Raw genomic sequence first — 18670 nt, forward strand, 5'->3', positions numbered from 1 at the left:
AGAATTGTTGTCAGTACTGACAGCAAGTCAAATTGGCAAAAATAACCTCAAGTTTTGGGAGAGAATATGACAAAAGAAGCAATTTTAAAAGTAAGTGATTTGAGCTTGTATTACAGCAAGAAAAAAGCACTCAATAATATCAATATGGAATTTTATCCCAATGAAATTACAGCATTGATTGGCCCTTCAGGGTGTGGGAAATCAACCCTCTTGCGTTCAATCAACCGCATGAATGATTTAATTCCAACCGTTACCATCACCGGAAGCATTAACTATAAAGACCGTAACATTTACAGCCCTAAAGTTGATACCGTTGACCTTCGTAAAGAAATCGGCATGGTTTTTCAACAACCAAATCCATTTCCATTTTCAATTTATGAAAATGTGGTTTATGGCTTGCGTTTAAAAGGTGTGAAAGACAAAGCTATCCTTGATGAAGTAGTTGAAAATTCACTTAAAGCAGCAAATATCTGGGATGAAGTCAAAGATATTCTGCACAGTTCAGCCCTTGGTTTATCAGGTGGACAGCAACAACGTGTTTGTATTGCACGTGTGCTTGCGGTCAATCCAGACATCATCTTGATGGACGAACCAACTTCAGCACTTGACCCAATTTCTGCGGGACGTGTTGAAGAAACCATGCTTGAATTGAAGAAAAATTATACCATTGTTATCGTAACACACAGTATGCAACAAGCATCACGTATTTCTGACCGTACAGCATTCATGCTCAATGGCGATTTGATTGAAATTGATGATACGAAAAAAATCTTCTTAAATCCTGAAAAGAAAGAAACAGAAGATTACATTGCAGGACGATTTGGTTAATTCACAAAAAATGTGGGCGTACGCTTTCGTAAGAAAATCTTGTCAGTGATATGAGTGTCAGTACTGACAGCCTTTCCATGAGAATTATGTTATACTTACATTAGAAAATAAAAAGGATAAAAAATATGCTTCGTACACAATTTGAAGACGATTTGAATAAACTTCATAACAAATTTTACTCAATGGGAACACAAGTTTCTGCCCAACTTAACAAAGCGGTTCGCGCCTTTGTCAGTCATGACAGAGATTTGGCAGAAGAAGTCATCGCTAGCGACTTCGAAATCAATGAACAAGAACGTCAACTTGAAGTTCAATCACTCGAAATGATTGCCCTCCAACAGCCTGTTTCAGGAGATTTGAGAACGATTGTTACCGTATTGAAGGCAAGTTCTGACCTTGAACGTATGGGTGACCACGTGGCTTCTATCGCCAAAGCGACCATTCATTTGAAGGGTGAAGAACGTATTCATGAAGCAGAAGAAGATATTTCACTGCTTGGTGAAAAAGTAAAATCAATCGTTGATGCGTCACTCAATGCTTATATTCAAGGCGATGATGTTCGTGCGCGTGAGATTGCGGCTCAACAAACAGTGATCAAAGACATGAACCATGAGATTGAAAATAAAATTCTCGAGGCCATGAAAGAAAATGCAGAGACCATTACAACAGGTAAAGAATACCTCTTGACCTTGGTTTATTTGGAACGCATCGTTGGCTATGCCATCAACCTTTGCGAATGGATTGTTTACCTCAAATCAGGAACTATCGTTGAATTATAAGAAAAAAGCTGTCCTTAGTGACAGCTTTTTTTAGCCTTTCAAAATTTGGATTGACAGAGGAGCTGTCGAGATTTCAACATCTGCACCTAAAGGAAATGTGAAAATGGGTTGCGTATGCCCAAAGTCAACATCATAAATGACAGGAATGTCTTGCAATACAGGGTGTTTATCAAGAATAAAACGAAGAATTTCATCAGTCATTTGAGCTTCTTTTGGAAAACGCCCAATGACGAGTGCAGAAAGATCAGGATAGAGCTGGAGAAAATGTGCCAATTCTCGATCCCAGTCATAGAAATCTTCTTGCTCAGCATTCTCTAAAAATGCAACGGGCTTGCTCAGTCGAACCTGAGAACTTGTTCCAGTCACCAACATCATGGTGTTCAGATTGCCTCCAAAACTGATGCCATGGGCAGTCCCCGCAGAATAGATTTTCCATTCATTTTTTAAGAAATGACGCGGCTTTTCGGGAAGATACCACTCATCACTCGTAAAGAAGTCGCTCGCTTGAAGAAAATAACGATCCTCAGCTTTGTCCTCGCCTTGATTGGCGATTTCCGATACTTCGTTAAGGCGACACGATGAATTATCAGCGCTGACAGCCTTTAGACATTGCTTCGTTTGAAACTCCTGAAGGTCATTCATCAGAAATGCGATATAGCCAGGCCCATAATAAGTCACAAGTCCCGTGTGAGCAAAAATGGCTTGATGAAGGACAGTAATATCAGAGAAACCACAGAAAATTTTTGGATTATCCTTGACAATATTCCAGTCAATAAAGGGTAAAAGCTCATTCGAATTAAAGCCACCAATCGTACAGAGAATGGCTTTTACGTTTTTATCAGAAAAAGCGGCGTGAAAGTCGGCCATACGAGATTGGATAGAAGAGGATTCTAGCAAGTCGTTTTCCAAAATGTGTTCTGAAAAGCTAACTTTGAAGCCTAAGGCCTCGATACGCTCCTTGGCTAACAATTTATCTTGAAAAGTTCCTGTCCGTAATAAAGAAGAACTTGATGAAATCACGCGAATTTCATCGCCAGCTTTTAATTTTTCAGGGAAAATACGTTCCATAAGCACCTCCAATTGTTTTTATTATTATAGCATACTGCGTCAATTGTGATAAAAATAAAATAAAAGCCTCTTGTCAGTAATGACAGAAGGCTTTTTCTATTTTATTTTCCGATAACTTCCAAGCCACCCATGTAAGGACGGAGTACTTCAGGGACTGTAACTGTTCCATCAGCATTTTGGTAGTTTTCAAGAATGGCTGCGACCGTACGTCCAACTGCAAGTCCTGAACCATTCAATGTGTGCAAGAGTTGAACCTTGCCGTCTTCATCACGGTAACGGATTTGCGCGCGACGTGCTTGGAAATCTTCACAGTTTGAACATGAAGAAATTTCACGGTAAGTATTTTGAGCAGGAATCCAAACTTCGAGGTCATAAGTCATGGCTGCAGAGAAGCCCATGTCGCCTGTTGAAAGACGAATGACACGATAAGCAAGACCAAGTTTTTGCAAGATGCTTTCAGCATTTGCTGTCATTGATTCCAATTCATCGTAAGATTGTTCAGGTTTAGCAAATTTAACCATTTCAACTTTGTGGAATTGATGCAAACGGATCAAACCACGTGTGTCGCGTCCAGCAGAACCAGCTTCTGAACGGAAAGCAGGAGACATAGCAGTAAATCTGATTGGCAAGTCTTTACCGTCCAAGATTTCGTTGCGGTAGTAGTTTGTCAAAGGCACTTCAGCTGTTGGGATCAAAACATAGTCTTCGCCTTTTACTTCATAAGTATCTTCTTTGAATTTAGGATATTGACCAGTTCCGAACATTGAGTCAGCATTGACCATGTAAGGTGTCACCATTTCTGTGTAGCCTTCTTTGGCGTGTTCGTCAAGCATGAAGTTGTAAACAGCACGTTCCAAACGGGCACCAGCACCCTTGTAAAAGAGGAAGCGAGCGCCAGTTACTTTAGCGCCACGATCCCAGTCCAAAATCCCCAAATCTTCACCTAAGTCCCAGTGTGGTTTTGGTTCGAAATCAAAGCTAGGCACTTGTCCCCAACGGCGTTGTTCTTCGTTGCTGTCTTCATCAGGGCCGATTGGATCCAATGGATTTGGGATATTTGGTAACATAACGATGATTTCAGTTACTTTTTCTTCAATTTCAGCGAGTTCAGCATCAATTTCTTTAATGTCTGCTGAAACTTTTTGCATGGCAGTGATTTGAGCAGAAGCATCACCTTTGCTACGTTTGATTTGTGAAATTTCATCTGAAACGGTATTGCGTTGTGCTTTGAGTTCTTCAGATTTAACAATCAATTCACGACGTTTAAGGTCGAAAGCATGAAGAGCTTCCAATTTTTCTTTGGCCACTCCACGGGTTGCCAATTTTTCAGCAACAGTATCGAATTCTGAACGAATTTTTTTAATGTCTAACATCTTTGTTCACATTGATTTTCTTTGAAAATCAATCCTTTCTATAAAATAAAAATGCCCTAATCCTCCTTTAAAAAGAAGCATTAGGGCACAAGTAAGTACGGTTCCACCTAAATTTTCCTGTCATCAGCAGATGAAACTGCGTAAAAGTTTGACCAGAAGAATGGTCAGACGCAAGAGTGACAGAAATCTCGAATCTCGTAACGTGAGCGGCCGTTCTCTTTTTCAAGAGAAATCAAGGAAGGAGAAAGAGTTTAAAAGTTTTTACTTGTTCACACCGACCACAAGCTCTCTGAAATACTTTACAAATCTAGTCTTCAAGCATATTTTACCAGTTTTATCAGGACTTGTCAAAGATTTTTTTAAAGAATTTGGAAAATCGTTTTAAGATTAGAGAAAAAAATGTTATGATTATTATATAGCAAAAATTTTACAAAAATATTTCAAATTGAAATAAAGCCCCATAGTTAAGGAGACTTCCACGTTTTGAAAAAAGTAGTACACAACCATTCCCCGAATTCTAAAAAAAAATCAAGCCTTTTATCCGTTAAACTCGATAAACGCTTCTTTATTGACCTGACCATTTTACTGGTTGGCGTCGGTTTATATGCGCTCTCGGTCAAACTCTTTGTCATGCCCAATGAACTTGCAAGCAATGGGATCGCTGGTCTATCCGTCTTTATGAATTTCGTATTTGGCATCAGTCCTTTTTTGACTGTATTGCTGATTAATTTACCTTTGTTTATTTTTGGGGGGAAATTTCTTGAAAAAAGAGAACTTTTGCTCAGTCTTTTCGGTGCGTCAGCGATGACACTATGGTTAATGATTTTTGAGGCCATCAATATTCCTGGTATCCAATACAATCATTTAATCCTAGCAGGTATTTCAGATGGCATTCTTTCTGGAATTGGTGTCGGTTTAGCCGTTCTATCGCGTGGCACCATTGGCGGTTCTCTTATGTTTAGTCGCATTATGGAAAGCCATACAAAAATGCCTATTGACAAGGCATTGTTTGTGATTGATATTGTGGTCATGTTGCTGTCATTGGTGACATACCTTGCCCTACCAAATTTCGCAGTGACGCTCTTATCATGTTTTATCTTTAGTAAAATTACCCGCCTGATTGGACGAAAAGAATATCGACAGCAAGTTGCTAGTAATTTATTATTCTTTAAAAATTAACTCATTTTTTCATACTGAAAGGAGACAGTAAATTTGGAGCTCTGACTATTCGTTTTTTATCAATGTGCGCGCTTATCAATTTAACAATTTTGCCTGTCTCTTTTGACGAGAAACGCACAGCAGTTTGAGTTCCTGTTTCAATAGAAAATTCCTTGCCCAATTTGCCACGCATAGAGATATTGATTTGAACCTCTCGAATATCCTTCCAAGCAAAAAATAAATTTTTCCCTAAATGTTTGTTGCGATATTGAAATTCCAAACCTAGATTGCCAATTTTAATAAAGCCTTCCATTTGCGCACCAATAAATAAACTTGCAGCCGTTTCATACTCGATAGTATTTGTGATTGAATCAGTCAAGATGTTCCTCCGTGAATCAGTATTGACTTCATTATATCATAAAATGACAAGACTAGAGTAGCCAGATTTCACCCTAAAGGAGTAAAAAATGACCCTACTAGATGTAAAAATTGACAAAAAATTCATGCGCGACCTTGCCGTTTTGATTTTCGGCGTTGGACTCTATATTTTGTCCGTCCAACTCTTTGTTATTCCAAATTATTTGGCAAGTAACGGAATTGCAGGCTTTTCAGTCTTTATCAATTTTGTCTTTCATGTCAACCCAGCCTTGACTTTCTTTTTAGTTAATATTCCCCTCTTTTTATTTGGTTGGAAATTACTGACCAAACGCGAGCTTTTATTGAGCATTCCAGGAGCCGCCGCCATGAGCATTTGGATGTTAATTTTTGAAAGTATCGGAATTAAAGGAATTGTCTTCAATCAAATGATTTGGGCAGGACTCTTTGATGGTCTTTTGTCAGGGATTGGTGCGGGCTTAGTTGTCATCTCAGAAGGAACATTTGGTGGATCACTTTTACTCAGTCGTATGATGGAAGATCAATGGAATTTCAAAATCGACCGCATTCTGTTTGGAATTGATTTAGTCGTCATGTTGTTGTCATTGGTGACATACCTTGCCCTACCAAACTTTGCAGTGACCCTCTTGTCATGTCTTATCTTTAGTAAAGTGACCCGTTTTGTCGGAAGAGCCGACTATCGCAATCGAATTCTGAAGCAGTTGAGATTAAATTTCTTCGGAAAATAAATAAAAAAGAAGGCTCAGGCTTTCTTTTTTTTGCTAAATTTATGCAGTAAATTTTTGAATGCGTCAGAGAATTTAGGGGCTTTAACCACCTTGTCATTTCCAATCTGTTCCCGAAGGAGTTTAAGGATTTTCCCCGAATCTTTTGAAGAAAAGCGCACTTTTTTACCATTGAGTAAGACAATCGCAAATTGACGTCCAATTTTCATTTTTCCGCCAAACGATTTACTCACTTCGCCTTCAACTCTCAAAATTGATTTCCAAGGGAATTGCATATTATTATCGACATTTCGATCATCGAAGAATTCGATTGCCTTGTCACCTACCATGATTTTACCATACTGAGAAAAGCCCAGATAAGAGACAGCTTCAGTTGTTAAATCAACTTTTGTATTCAAAGATTGAGCCAAATTATTAATACTCCATTCAATCATTAATTGTGATGTTGTCTGGATTAAACCAGTATCTATCCTTAATCATTATAGCATATTTAAGCTCAAAATAATTTTATTTTTCTATAATAATAAAACAAAAAGAAAGAGCGCTTTTCCAAAGACTTTTTGTAGCTCAATGACCTAAAAATATTGTAGCAATCATGGATAAATGTTTTAAGTTGCAAAAGAAGATAATAAAAAAGCCGTCCAAGGACGACTTTAACATCATTAAGCAAGTTTTGCAACGTGCCACTGCGACTTGTTGCTTTAGCAACTTAGCGAGCATGGACAAATGTTTAAGTTGCAAAAGAAGATAATAAAAAAGCCGTCCGAGGACGACTTTAACATCATTAAGCAAGTTTTGCAACGTGCAAGAGAATACCCAAGATGAAGAGACCGATGATAATAACCAAAGGTGCATTTGGATTTTTCCATTTACGGAGAATCCAGATAACAAGGAATGTAAGAAGCAAAGCAATGAAGCCAGGAATCAATGAGTTGAAGACATCTTGCAAGCTTTGTTGAGCTGTGCTTGAAAGTCCAAGACCTGATTTATATTGACCGAGGATTGTTTGCAAATCTGTTCCAGATACTGAACCTTTAGGGAATTCAATGTATGCACCTTCTTGCAAAGGTTTTGAAGGAAGCATTGCGTTAGCACCAGTGAAGCTGATGTTAACCCAACGTTGGATCAAAGCACCAAGAATGAACATACCAAGGATAGAAGCACCCTTAGTCAATTTTTGCAACATTCCGCCACCAAGGTCAGATGTAATTGCAGTACCTTGTTTGTAACCAAATTCTTGTGTGTACCACAAGAAAGCGATACGGATGATATTCCATACGAAGAAGAAGAACAAAGGAGCAACGATTGAACCGCTTGTAGCAAGTGAAGCAGCTACGGCACCAACGATTGGACGAACTGTGAACCAGAAGACTGGGTCACCAACACCGGCCAAAGGCCCCATCATACCAACTTTAACACCTTGGATAGCAGCATCATCAACTTCTACACCATTTGCTTTTTCTTCTTCAAGGGCAAGAGTTACACCGATGATAGGAGCAGCAACATATGGGTGAGTGTTGAAGAATTCCATGTGGCGTTTCAAAGCTGCTTTAGCTTCGTCTGAACCAGAAGGATAGAATTTCTTCAATGCAGGAATTACTGCAAAGAGGAAACCAAGGTTTTGCATACGTTCATAGTTCCATGAACCTTGCAAGAACATTGAACGTATCATTACTGAGAAACGTTCTTTCTTAGAAAGGTGAAACTTTTTAGTTGTATTTTCCATTTTAATTATTTCTCCTTTCCTATTAATAATCGTTCAGAATGTCGCCGATAGGGTCACCAGAACCTGCGGCTGCACCACCAGACCCTTTTTTATCTGAAAGGTTCAAGTAGATAAGTGCAAGAACGACACCGATAACACCCATACCAATCAAAGTGATTTCTGAAAGGGGAGCAAGAACGAAACCAAGGAAGAAGAATGGCCACAATTCAGCAGTTGCCATGATGTTGATAACCATTGCGTAACCTACGACAACGACCATACCACCACCGACAGCAAGACCACCTGATACCCATCCTGGGATAGCATTCAAAGCGTCTGTAACTGTTTTAGCAGGAACTGCCAAGATGATACCAGCAGGGATAGCGATACGCAAACCTTGAAGAAGGAGTGCGACAAGGTGCCACATTTGTACACCTGAGTATGAACCGCGTTCTGCAGCAGCGTCGGCCAAGTGAACTGTACCAACGTTGATGAAACGAACAAGTGTTGTAAGTACAAGACCTGCAGTTGCAAGCAAGATAGCAGCAGGTACGATAACACCAGTGATGTTTGACAAGCTATAGTTTCCTGATTGAACCATCAAGATAGCTGATGCAACAGATGCAAGTGCAGCATCGGGAGCGACAGCAGCACCTACGTTTGCCCAACCAAGGGCGATCATTTGCAATGAACCACCGAGGATAATCCCAGCTGACAAGTGACCAGTCGCAAGACCGATCAATGAACAAGCAAGAATTGGTTGGTGGAATTGCCATTGGTCCAAGATACCTTCAAGTCCAGCAAGGAACGCGAAGATAAGAACGAAAATGACTGAAATAGCACTCATTTTAAATTTCTCCTTTATTATTTAACGTTTGCTTTAGTAATTAAAGCAAAGAGATCTGCTTTTGAATCACTTGGGACTTTACGTACATCAAATGTAACGCCTAAGTCACGCAATTTTTCAAAAGTAGCGACGTCTGTCTTATCTACAGAAAGAACGTTGTTCAACATAGTCTTACCAGTTGAGTGAGCCATAGAACCAACGTTGATTGATGGGATAAGTCCAGGGACTGCTTCAACAACTGCAAGCGCATCTTCTGGATTTTCAAAGAGCAAGAAGGCATGAGTTCCACCAAAACGTGGATCTTTAGCAACTTCAATCATTTTCTTGATTGGAACAACGTTAGCGTGAACACCTGATGGTGCAGCTTGTTCGATCAAAGTTTTACGCATTTCGTCTTTGGCAACATTGTCAGAAACAACGATGATACGATCTGCTTTTGAATCTGGTGTCCAAGCCGTAGCGACTTGTCCGTGAAGAAGACGAGTGTCAATGCGGACAAGATTAATTTTAATCTTACCGTCACCGATAACTGTTCCTTCTGGAATTGCACCTTGGTTTGCAGCTGGTGCTGCAGAAACAGGGGCAATTTCTTCTGGCTGAAGAGCTTCTGGAAGAACACGAATGCCTTCTTTAGCTTCCTTCATGATGTTAGCAACTACTTTTTCAACACCTGCAGACGCATCCATCATACGTTCTGTGTAGGCTTGAATCAGCATTGGCAGGTTGAGACCTGTGATGATTGCAATTTTGCGGTCTGGGTTTTCACCAAGAATCGCACTTGACTGATTAAATGGAGAACCGCTCCATAAGTCAGCAAGGATAAGCACTTCATCTTCGGCATCAAAAGTTGCGATAGCATTTTCGAGCTTAGCATGTAAATCTGCAGGACCTTCAGAGGGCATGAAAGTAACTGTTTGTACTTTTTCTTGCTCACCGAAAATCATTGTTACAGATTGTTTGATGCCGAGGGCGAATTCGCCGTGGCTCGCAATAACAATTCCGATACTCAATTGAGTAACCTCCTATATAAGATTATAATAATAAAATCATTACCTTTTTATTATACTACAGAAAAGCTGTATAATCAACTGTAAACGTAAACAATTATGCTTTAATAATATTGCTTTTTTATTTTAATTTTTCTGAAAAAATAGATAAAAAAAGATTAGATTACAAAAAGTATTGTCTAATTGCCTTTTTTTGCGCTAGACAATACAAAGGTTATAATAAAATCAAAACTTATGGTAAAATAGAACGTAAGATAAAAAAAACAAGGATTCTGTTTTTCAAACATTATCTTTGTTCTTTTACAAGTTGAAGGGCAGCGGTTGGACAAGATTTGACGGCTTGCAAATTTTCAGCTGTATCTGGAAACTCCTCTTCAAGTGCTTCGGTTGTATAAAATTTGACGATCCCATTATCGTGATAATCAAAAGTACTTGGTGATTTGATGTGGCAAAGGCCACACGAAATACATCTTTCTGGAACAATTTTTATCTTCATAAGAAAATGATATAAAAAAATGATGAAAAAAGAAAGGAAAAAGTCGTGGCAACGAAAGAACCTTGGAATAATGAAATATATAAAGCGATGAGAGAAGATCCTGAAGATTACAATCGTCAATCAAGAACAAAAAATGAAGGGAAAAAGCCCTTTTCGACAGTCTTCCTTACAATTTTAGTGGTCATCATGTTTGTTCTGATCACTTTAGCGCTTGCTTTTGTCCTCTGGAACAGCGCAATACAAAACTCGAAAAGCATTACTTCGTCCTTCAACAACGGCTCTAGTTCAACAGCACAGCAATCAACTGCAGCTTCCTCATCAGCGGCAACAAGCAGTAGCTCTAGCGTGGCAAGCTCTGCATCAAGCAGCAGTCAGACGCAGGCAAGTTCGAGCTCCGCAGCAGCTGGTACAACTTATACAATTAAATCAGGTGATACACCATCGAAAATTGCAGCTGAAACGGGCGTTTCATGGTCTGTTATTGCGAGTCTCAACAACATTACAGCTTCAGGCTATAATGCAGACGGATCAGCGATTTATGCCGGTCAAGTGATCAAACTTAAATAATGAATTAGAAATGAGTTAGAAACAAAATGAAAAAGATTCAAATTGCGGTCGATGGACCAGCGTCAAGTGGTAAATCTACAGTAGCGAAAATTGTTGCTCAAGATTTAGGGCTAATATACTTAGATACTGGTGCCATGTATCGTGCTGCAGCGGCTGTTGCTTTACGTAATAAAACAGGCCTTGCCGATGATATTATTTCTGTCATTGCTGACAATCCGATTTCATTTAAAAATACCAAAAAAGGGCAACTGGTCTTTTTAGGAGACGAAGATGTAACAAGCCTCATTCGTACAAACGAAGTAACTAATAATGTTTCCTGGGTGGCTGCGATTTCTGAAATCCGTGAATTTTTAGTTGCAGAACAACAACGTATTGCCGCAGAAGGTAATATTATCATGGATGGGCGCGATATCGGGACAGTCGTCCTACCAGAAGCCGATTTAAAAATCTTCTTGGTGGCATCTGTTGACGAACGTGCAGAGCGTCGTTTTAAAGAAAACCAACTCAAAGGAATTCCGACAGACTTAGAGACATTGAAATTTGAAATTGCTGAACGTGACCGAAAAGACTCTACCCGAGAAGTTTCGCCACTCAAACAAGCGCAAGATGCCATTTTGTTAGATAGCACAGGAATGTCAATTAACGATGTGGTTCAATTTATTGAAACGAAAGCAAAAGAGCTTTAAAAGCTCTTTTGTCAGTTCTGACAGAAAGTTTTTTTGATTTTTTGTGAATGATTAAACACAAAAAAATAAAATTTGATATAATAACAATACAATGAACGAAAAAAATTTGAAACGTCTGGAGTACTTAAGTCATAATCTCGACTTTTTAACCATCAGACAAAGACAAGAGTATTACGAATTGCTCAATGAATACAATGCAGTTTATGGCATCTCTGACACCTATCAAGAAGCGGCATCAGATTACTCAGAAGCCTACCCAGAGCAAGAGACGTATCATGAAGATTCAAGAACCAATTCTACAAGAAGCCACTCAAAGAGACGCGGCAACCGACTTCCAAAAAATGCGGCTGTTGTGATGCCTCCAACGAATGTGCAAGCAGAAATGCCTCAAAACCAAAATAAAAAAGATAAAAAGAATAAAAAAGATAAAAAAGGCAAGAAAAAGAAACATTGGTTCAGATGGATTCTTTCCATTTTGGTGCTCGTTATTCTTGTGATGGTTGGCTTTTTTGTTTATGGATATAATCGCGGTGTGGCTCACGAAGGTGGAAGCATTACACCAGAAAAATTTACCAGTCTTAGCAACTCTGATGGCTCAACCAACATTTTAGTCTTAGGAGCTGATAAGCGCCCAGGTCAAAGCGAAGACGTGGCTCATACAGATTCAATCATGGTGTTGCATATTTCCAAAGATAAGAAAACAGTGAGATTGGTAAGCTTTATGCGTGATACACTGGTGACTGTTCCAGGTGTGACAAATTATGGAAAACCCAATGTCAAGATAAACGCTGCTTTTACCATTGGTGAGCAGTATAGTAAACAAGGGGTAAATCTCTTGAGTGAAACTTTAAAAGAGAACTTCGGTGTTAATATCAAATATTATGCTGTTGTTGATTTCTCAAGTTTCGCCACAATTATTGATTCTCTCTTCCCGAACGGTGTTGAAATTGATGCACAATTTTCAACCATCAACGGAGCTAAAATGACAGAAGTTCCAGTGCCAGATGATTTAGCCGCTACTGAAGGAATGCTTTCTTCTGATAAGACATTGACAGCCCAAGAAGCCGCGGCTTTAGGTTATCCGGATGGCGGCGGAACATTCATGATGATTAAACAAGGCAAGCAAAAAATGAATGGCCGTACACTCTTGAATTATGCCCGTTTCAGACATGATGATGAAGGAGATGCTGGGCGTGTTAAACGTCAACAACAAGTCATGAGTGTCGTCTTATCCAAGATGAAAAATCCAGTGACACTATTTACAGGATCAAGTGCCTTAGGAACTGCGCGTGCAGTAACGATGACCAATATTCCAAATTCATTCTTCTTAACCACCGGTGTAGGAACTCTCTTTGGCATGAGCGGTGGCCTTCAATCGACAACAATTCCAGAATTAAACGATTGGACCAATGCTTACGACAAATATGGTGGACTTGGTCTTTCAATCGATATGACGAAGTATAAAGCCTTGAGTCAAGAATTACTTGGGAAATAACTAAAAAGCTATTCTTGTAGAAGAATAGCTTTTTTATATAACAATTATATTTCTAAAACTTATTTTTATATTGACAATAATATATCTAAAGTGTAAAATAAATTTGTATAATTTAATATAACTCTTAAGAAATAGATGGTTGTCTTTAATCATTGATGCATTACAAAAGTAAGGAGAATAACGATGAGATTGTTTTGGAAAGTTTTGTGTTTAATCGGTGGATTGATCTTAATGGGGATTGCATTTGCAATTAAGTTCAAGCAAGGTGATGTAAAAACGTGGTTTGTAGTTTTAGGCGTTTCTTTGTTCCTGATCGGCTTAGTTGCTGAGTATTAAGAGGTATGCGAAGTAAAGTAAAAGTAAGGGACTGCCTGACGGTCTCTTATTTTTTAAATCTGTCAATCGACAAAACAAGATGCAGACAGTATTGAAAGGAATACCCAGTTTATGAAAATCATTTCGAGCTTCAAAGAAATAGGACGTCTAGCAAAATTAACCATCCAGCAGCTTATGACAACGAAAGAAGGGAGGTTTACTCTCGTTAATTGTATCGTTTTTCTATTTCTTTCCACAGTCGGAGCTACCATACGATATTTAGCCTATTCACCAAAATTTATCATTTGGGTCGAAAGCATTCCAATCGCAATTACGCTTCATATCATCTTATTTATGGGCGTGATTAGGCATAAAGAAGCCTTTGAGAGCTTTTCTTATCTATGGGAAATCTCTGCTGTTAACGTCTTTTTAGATTTTGTATTATTAATAGCGGTCATTGTTGTTGATACGTTTGCAAAAATGGTCGAGAAAATGTCACATAGTGAAATATTATACAAAGTATCTTATATATTTTTTGTTTTCCTAGATTACTGGTTGCTGATCGTTTTTATTACTATCTTGTTAAATCAGATCAATATCCTTCTCTACAAATGGATTATTGGGAAGAGGTCTAGATAGGTTAAATCAAGTCTCAAAGCCTTTTGTTAAGGATTTTTTAATTTGAAATTTGAAAAAGTATTGACAATAATAATTATTTTTAGAAATATAATATATAGATTTCAATATTAAAAAAATAAAATTGTTAAGCACTTTCATGAAAAAATATTGCAAAATAAAAAATTTAATGCTACAATAAAAACATAATTTTAGGTATATTAATTCAAAACATGTTTTGTATTAAAAATAGATTAATTAAATAATTGTTCTAAATATTCTATAATTATGTGTTGCAAATGTTGCTTATAAAAAATAGGAGGCTTTAATTATGTGTACAAGTATTTTCTTAAAAACATTAGATAGTCATCACTTGTTGTCAAGAACAATGGATTTCTCATTTCCACTGGATCCAAATCCAACATTCTTCCCAAGAAAATATAATTGGTCAGAAACTGTTTCTGACAAGAACTATGAAAACAAATTTAGTTTTGTAGGAGCTGGTCGTCAGCTCGGAACAAGCTATTTCGTTGCCGATGGTGTTAACGAAAAAGGTTTGTCTATGGCAGAACTATATTTGCCAGGAGACGCTAAGTATCAACAATCTGCTAGCGCCGATAAAACATCATTTGCTCCTCATGAATTTATTATTTGGGTACTTGGTAACATTTCAACTGTTGCTGAACTTAGAACTGTTGTTTCAAATATTGAAATCGTTGAAAAAGAAGCACCATTGCTTAATTTCGTGACACCATTGCACTGGATTATCACTGATGAAACTGGAGAAAGCGTTGTTATTGAACCAACATCTGATACGCTCTTTATCAAAGAAAACCCAGTTGATGTCATGACTAATTCACCAGTTCTTGAATGGCATGTAACAAACCTCCGTAATTACCTTAACGTGCAACCTAAACAATTTGCACCAATGGAAATTGGAGAGTTTAAAGCAACTCCATTCTCACAAGGAACAGGTAGTCTTGGACTTCCTGGAGGCTACACACCACCAGAACGTTTCATCCGTGCTGCGATCTTGAAAGAATTTTCAGAACCAGCTAAAGACGAAACAGACGGTGTTAACTCATGTTTCCACATCCTATCTTCAGTTCGTATTCCAAAAGGTGTTGTATTGAAAGATGATAACACTTCAGACTATTCACAATACGTTGGTGTAATGTGTAACGAGACTCGTTCATATTACTTCACAAATTATGAAAATCATCGTATTTCTAAAGTAACATTGACTGATGACTTGATCAATTCAGATAAAGTTATCACATTCAACGTTTCACACGAAGAAGATTTTGCAGAATTGAACTAAAAGGAGTTTACATGATTAACGACAAATTGGGATTTGGTAAATCAGAAGTTGAAAAACCAATCTTTGCTACAAAAGAAGCTGGAGAAGATATCTTACTCAAAAAATTGAGAAAAGCTCCAATCAGCGCAAACACAGCTTATCAATTGATCAAAGATGAATTCATTGATGAAGGAAATGCAAGACAAAACCTTGCAACATTCTGTCAAACATTCATGGAAGACGAAGCTGTTAAATTGATGTCAGAAACATTTGAAAAAAATGCCATTGACAAATCAGAATATCCAAATACAGCAAAAATTGAAACAAGCTGTATCAACATCTTGTCAGACTTGTGGAATGCTCCTGGAAAAGATTATATCGGAACTTCAACAGTTGGTTCTAGTGAAGCATGTATGCTTGGCGGAATGGCAATGAAATTCAAATGGCGCAAAGAAGCACAAGAACGTGGTTTGGATGTTTATACAAAACGTCCTAACTTGGTAATTTCTTCAGGTTTCCAAGTTTGCTGGGAAAAATTCTGTGTTTACTGGGACGTTGAAATGAGAACTGTTCCAATCGACGAAAAACATATGAGCCTTAACATTGACTCAGTTATGGACTACGTTGATGATTACACAATCGGTATCGTTGGTATCTTGGGTATCACATATACTGGTAAATACGACGACATCAAAGCGTTGGATAAAAAAGTTGAAAAATACAACAAGGAAAACAATCGTCAATTGGGTATCCACGTTGACGGTGCCAGTGGAGCAATGTTTGCACCATTCGTATTCCCTGAGTTAGAATGGGATTTCCGTCTTAAAAACGTTGTATCAATCAACACTTCAGGACACAAATATGGTCTTGTATATCCAGGTGTTGGATGGATTCTCTGGAGAGATAAAGCTTATCTCCCAGAAGAATTGGTCTTCAACGTAAGCTACCTTGGAGGTTCAATGCCAACAATGGCTATCAACTTCTCAAGAAGTGCAAGCCAAATCATTGGTCAATATTATAACTTCTACCGTTACGGATTTGATGGCTACAAAGAAATTCATTTGAGAACTCAAAAAGCTGCGATGTCAATTGCGAAAGCAGTTGAAGAAGAAGGACTCTTTGAAATTTACAACGATGGTAAAAACATTCCAATCGTATGTTACAAATTAAAAGACGATGCAGACGTGAATTGGAACTTGTACGACTTGGCTGACCGCCTTCAAATGAAAGGTTGGCAAATTCCAGCGTATCCAATGCCTGAAAGCATTGAAGATACAATCGTTCAACGTTTTGTTTGTCGTGCAGACCTTGGCCAAAACATGGTTGTTTCACTTATTGAAGACTTCAAAGAAGCAATTGCTGAATTGAACAAAGCAAATGTAACTTTCCACAAAGATGAAGAGGCACATGCAACAGGTTTCACTCACTAACCGATTTTAACTAACGACACGAGGAGGAATATATGTATCACTCAAATGGTAATTATGAAGCATTCGCAAGACCTAAAAAATCAAATCGATCAACCGAGATTACAGGAGCTTACTTGATTGGTTCAGGGCTTGCCTCATTGGCAGCGGCCACATTTTTAATCCGTGATGGCCGAATTTCAGGTGACAAGATCCATATCTTAGAAGAACTTCCAATTCCGGGGGGATCGTTGGACGGTATTTATAAGAAGAAATATGGTTATGTCATTCGTGGTGGACGTGAGATGGAAGAACATTTCGAATGCCTTTGGGATTTATTTAGATCAATCCCATCGCTTGAAATCGAAGACGCCTCAATCCTTGATGAATTCTATTGGATCAATAAAGAAGATCCCAATTATTCAAATTGCAGAATTATCAATAACCGCGGAGTACAATCTGAAACAGATGGAAAGCTCCTCCTTACAAAAGATTCAGTCAAAGAAATTTTAAACCTTTGTTTGACATCAGAAGACAATTTAGATGATAAAAAAATCACAGATGTCTTCACAGATGACTTCTTTGCTTCAAATTTTTGGACCTATTGGTGCACCATGTTTGCCTTTGAAAAATGGCATTCGGCACTTGAAATGCGCAGATATCTGATGCGTTTCATTCACCAAATCTCCGCATTGACTGATTTCTCTAGTTTGCGTTTTACCGCATATAATCAATACGAATCATTAGTTTTACCACTTACAACATTTTTGAAAAATAACGGTGTACAGTTCCAATACGATACCGTTGTAAAAGATGTCGAATTCACAAACGCAACGATGGGGTCGAAAATTGCTTCTAGTATAGAAGTTCTTGTAAATGGTAATAAAGAATCGATTGATTTGAGTGAAAATGACTTACTCTTCGTAACCAATGGCTCGATTACAGAAAGTTCAACCTATGGTACAAATGAAACACCTGCACCTGTTTCCGAAGATCCAGGAAATAGCTGGAAACTTTGGGAAACACTGGCAGAAAAAGATGCTGCATTTGGTAAACCAAGCAAATTTTATAAAGAGCTTCCAAAAGAAAGCTGGTATGTATCCGCAACAATTACTGTATTAGATGATGAAATTGCTAAATACATTGAGAAAATTAGTAAACGTAGTCCTTATGCAGGAAAAGTTGTTACGGGTGGTATCGTTCATGCAGAAGATTCAAATTGGAAGTTGAGTTATACAATTAACCGTCAACCTCACTTTAAAGATCAACCGAAAGATCAATTTGTAGTTTGGTTTTATGCCTTACTATCAGATACTAAGGGAAATCACATTAATAAAGTCGTGACGGAATGTTCTGGTCAAGAAATCGCAGCCGAATGGCTCTACCATTTAGGTGTTCCAATCAATGATATTGATCGCTTGGTTAAACAATCATGCAATATCGTACCATGTTATATGCCTTTCATCACTTCTTACTTTATGCCTCGTGCTAAAGGAGATCGTCCGCTTGTTCGTCCAAAAAATTATGACAACATTGCTTTTATCGGAAATTTTGCAGAAACGGAAAGAGATACTGTATTTACGACAGAATATTCAGTCCGTACTGCGATGGAAGCAGTCTATGATTTGGTCAACGTTGACAGAGGAGTTCCTGAAGTTTACGCGTCAAGCTATGACATCAGAGCTTTGTTGAAAGCATCCTACTATTTGAATGATCAAAAGAAAATTACAGAAGTTCATGTACCGCTTTTAGAGAAATTTATTGCACAACACGAACTCAAAAAAATTGAAGGGACATTCATTGAAGAACTCTTAAAAGAGTCAAAATTACTATAACAAATGGACTAGTCACAACAAATATCACGTGTTAGTGATAGACGTTGTGACTATTTCTATGATAAATTT

At 38.1% G+C, this 18670-nt stretch carries 20 protein-coding genes; 12 read left to right on the forward strand and 8 right to left on the reverse strand.

Annotation, left to right across the window (positions count from 1 at the left end):
• Positions 1-66: 66 nt before the first annotated feature.
• Together pstB and phoU are read left to right on the forward strand one after the other, a co-directional pair.
• A complete protein-coding gene (gene pstB, locus GHI45_RS02600; protein ID WP_147778938.1) occupies positions 67-828 on the forward strand; it encodes a phosphate ABC transporter ATP-binding protein PstB in 762 nt (253 codons plus the stop codon).
• Positions 829-953: 125 nt separating this feature from the next.
• The gene (phoU, locus tag GHI45_RS02605) at positions 954-1607 is read left to right on the forward strand and encodes a phosphate signaling complex protein PhoU (protein ID WP_147778939.1); all 654 of its coding nucleotides are present in this window, start codon (positions 954-956) and stop codon (positions 1605-1607) included.
• 30 nt (positions 1608-1637) lie between these two features.
• Here phoU and GHI45_RS02610 read toward each other — a convergent pair whose 3' ends face one another.
• Complete coding sequence (locus GHI45_RS02610) at positions 1638-2675, reverse strand: S66 peptidase family protein (protein ID WP_147778940.1); 1038 nt, start codon at positions 2673-2675, stop codon at positions 1638-1640.
• Between the two features lie 101 nt (positions 2676-2776).
• Positions 2777-4048, reverse strand: a complete 1272-nt coding sequence (gene serS, locus GHI45_RS02615) for a serine--tRNA ligase (protein WP_147778941.1) — start codon at positions 4046-4048, stop codon at positions 2777-2779.
• 483 nt (positions 4049-4531) lie between these two features.
• On the opposite strand from serS, the gene GHI45_RS02620 reads away from it, so the two are divergent.
• Positions 4532-5227, forward strand: a complete 696-nt coding sequence (locus GHI45_RS02620) for a YitT family protein (RefSeq protein ID WP_147778942.1) — start codon at positions 4532-4534, stop codon at positions 5225-5227.
• 1 nt (position 5228) lies between these two features.
• Here the strand turns inward: GHI45_RS02620 and GHI45_RS02625 are convergent, their stop codons facing one another.
• Positions 5229-5585, reverse strand: a complete 357-nt coding sequence (locus tag GHI45_RS02625) for a DUF956 family protein (RefSeq protein WP_153497387.1) — start codon at positions 5583-5585, stop codon at positions 5229-5231.
• An 88-nt stretch (positions 5586-5673) separates the two neighbouring features.
• On the opposite strand from GHI45_RS02625, the gene GHI45_RS02630 reads away from it, so the two are divergent.
• Positions 5674-6330 carry a YitT family protein gene (locus GHI45_RS02630; RefSeq protein WP_147778944.1) on the forward strand — a complete coding sequence of 219 codons (657 nt, stop codon included), beginning with the start codon at positions 5674-5676 and terminating at the stop codon, positions 6328-6330.
• A 14-nt stretch (positions 6331-6344) separates the two neighbouring features.
• Here GHI45_RS02630 and GHI45_RS02635 read toward each other — a convergent pair whose 3' ends face one another.
• From GHI45_RS02635 to GHI45_RS02655, 5 genes are all read right to left on the reverse strand, one after another.
• A complete protein-coding gene (locus GHI45_RS02635; RefSeq protein ID WP_147779131.1) occupies positions 6345-6737 on the reverse strand; it encodes a DUF956 family protein in 393 nt (130 codons plus the stop codon).
• A gap of 374 nt (positions 6738-7111) precedes the next feature.
• On the reverse strand, positions 7112-8053 hold the full coding sequence (locus tag GHI45_RS02640) for a PTS system mannose/fructose/sorbose family transporter subunit IID (RefSeq protein ID WP_147778945.1): 942 nt from the start codon (positions 8051-8053) through the stop codon (positions 7112-7114).
• A 22-nt stretch (positions 8054-8075) separates the two neighbouring features.
• Complete coding sequence (locus GHI45_RS02645; protein ID WP_147778946.1) at positions 8076-8879, reverse strand: mannose/fructose/sorbose family PTS transporter subunit IIC; 804 nt, start codon at positions 8877-8879, stop codon at positions 8076-8078.
• 17 nt (positions 8880-8896) lie between these two features.
• A complete protein-coding gene (locus GHI45_RS02650; RefSeq protein ID WP_147778947.1) occupies positions 8897-9889 on the reverse strand; it encodes a mannose/fructose/sorbose PTS transporter subunit IIA in 993 nt (330 codons plus the stop codon).
• Positions 9890-10172: 283 nt separating this feature from the next.
• Positions 10173-10382, reverse strand: a complete 210-nt coding sequence (locus tag GHI45_RS02655) for a ferredoxin (RefSeq protein ID WP_147778948.1) — start codon at positions 10380-10382, stop codon at positions 10173-10175.
• Positions 10383-10427: 45 nt separating this feature from the next.
• Here GHI45_RS02655 and GHI45_RS02660 point away from each other — a divergent pair, with 45 nt between their 5' ends.
• The 8 genes from GHI45_RS02660 (at position 10428) to GHI45_RS02695 (ending at position 18601) form a co-directional block, all read left to right on the forward strand.
• Positions 10428-10949, forward strand: a complete 522-nt coding sequence (locus GHI45_RS02660; protein WP_147778949.1) for an SAG1386/EF1546 family surface-associated protein — start codon at positions 10428-10430, stop codon at positions 10947-10949.
• A 26-nt stretch (positions 10950-10975) separates the two neighbouring features.
• Positions 10976-11635: a (d)CMP kinase gene (gene cmk / locus GHI45_RS02665; protein WP_147778950.1), complete on the forward strand. Its 660-nt coding sequence runs from the start codon at positions 10976-10978 to the stop codon at positions 11633-11635.
• 91 nt (positions 11636-11726) lie between these two features.
• Positions 11727-13130 carry an LCP family protein gene (locus tag GHI45_RS02670; protein WP_147778951.1) on the forward strand — a complete coding sequence of 468 codons (1404 nt, stop codon included), beginning with the start codon at positions 11727-11729 and terminating at the stop codon, positions 13128-13130.
• Between the two features lie 183 nt (positions 13131-13313).
• A complete protein-coding gene (locus GHI45_RS02675; protein WP_153497388.1) occupies positions 13314-13466 on the forward strand; it encodes a hypothetical protein in 153 nt (50 codons plus the stop codon).
• 111 nt (positions 13467-13577) lie between these two features.
• On the forward strand, positions 13578-14084 hold the full coding sequence (locus GHI45_RS02680; protein ID WP_147778952.1) for a hypothetical protein: 507 nt from the start codon (positions 13578-13580) through the stop codon (positions 14082-14084).
• A gap of 307 nt (positions 14085-14391) precedes the next feature.
• Entirely contained in the window at positions 14392-15381 is a 990-nt protein-coding gene (locus tag GHI45_RS02685; RefSeq protein ID WP_147778953.1) for a choloylglycine hydrolase family protein, read from the forward strand.
• Positions 15382-15392: 11 nt separating this feature from the next.
• Positions 15393-16790 carry a glutamate decarboxylase gene (locus GHI45_RS02690; RefSeq protein WP_147778954.1) on the forward strand — a complete coding sequence of 466 codons (1398 nt, stop codon included), beginning with the start codon at positions 15393-15395 and terminating at the stop codon, positions 16788-16790.
• Between the two features lie 32 nt (positions 16791-16822).
• On the forward strand, positions 16823-18601 hold the full coding sequence (locus GHI45_RS02695; RefSeq protein ID WP_147778955.1) for an oleate hydratase: 1779 nt from the start codon (positions 16823-16825) through the stop codon (positions 18599-18601).
• Positions 18602-18670 lie beyond the last annotated feature (69 nt).

The sequence above is a fragment of the Lactococcus sp. dk101 genome, assembly GCF_009601055.1.
Lineage (GTDB): Bacteria > Bacillota > Bacilli > Lactobacillales > Streptococcaceae > Lactococcus.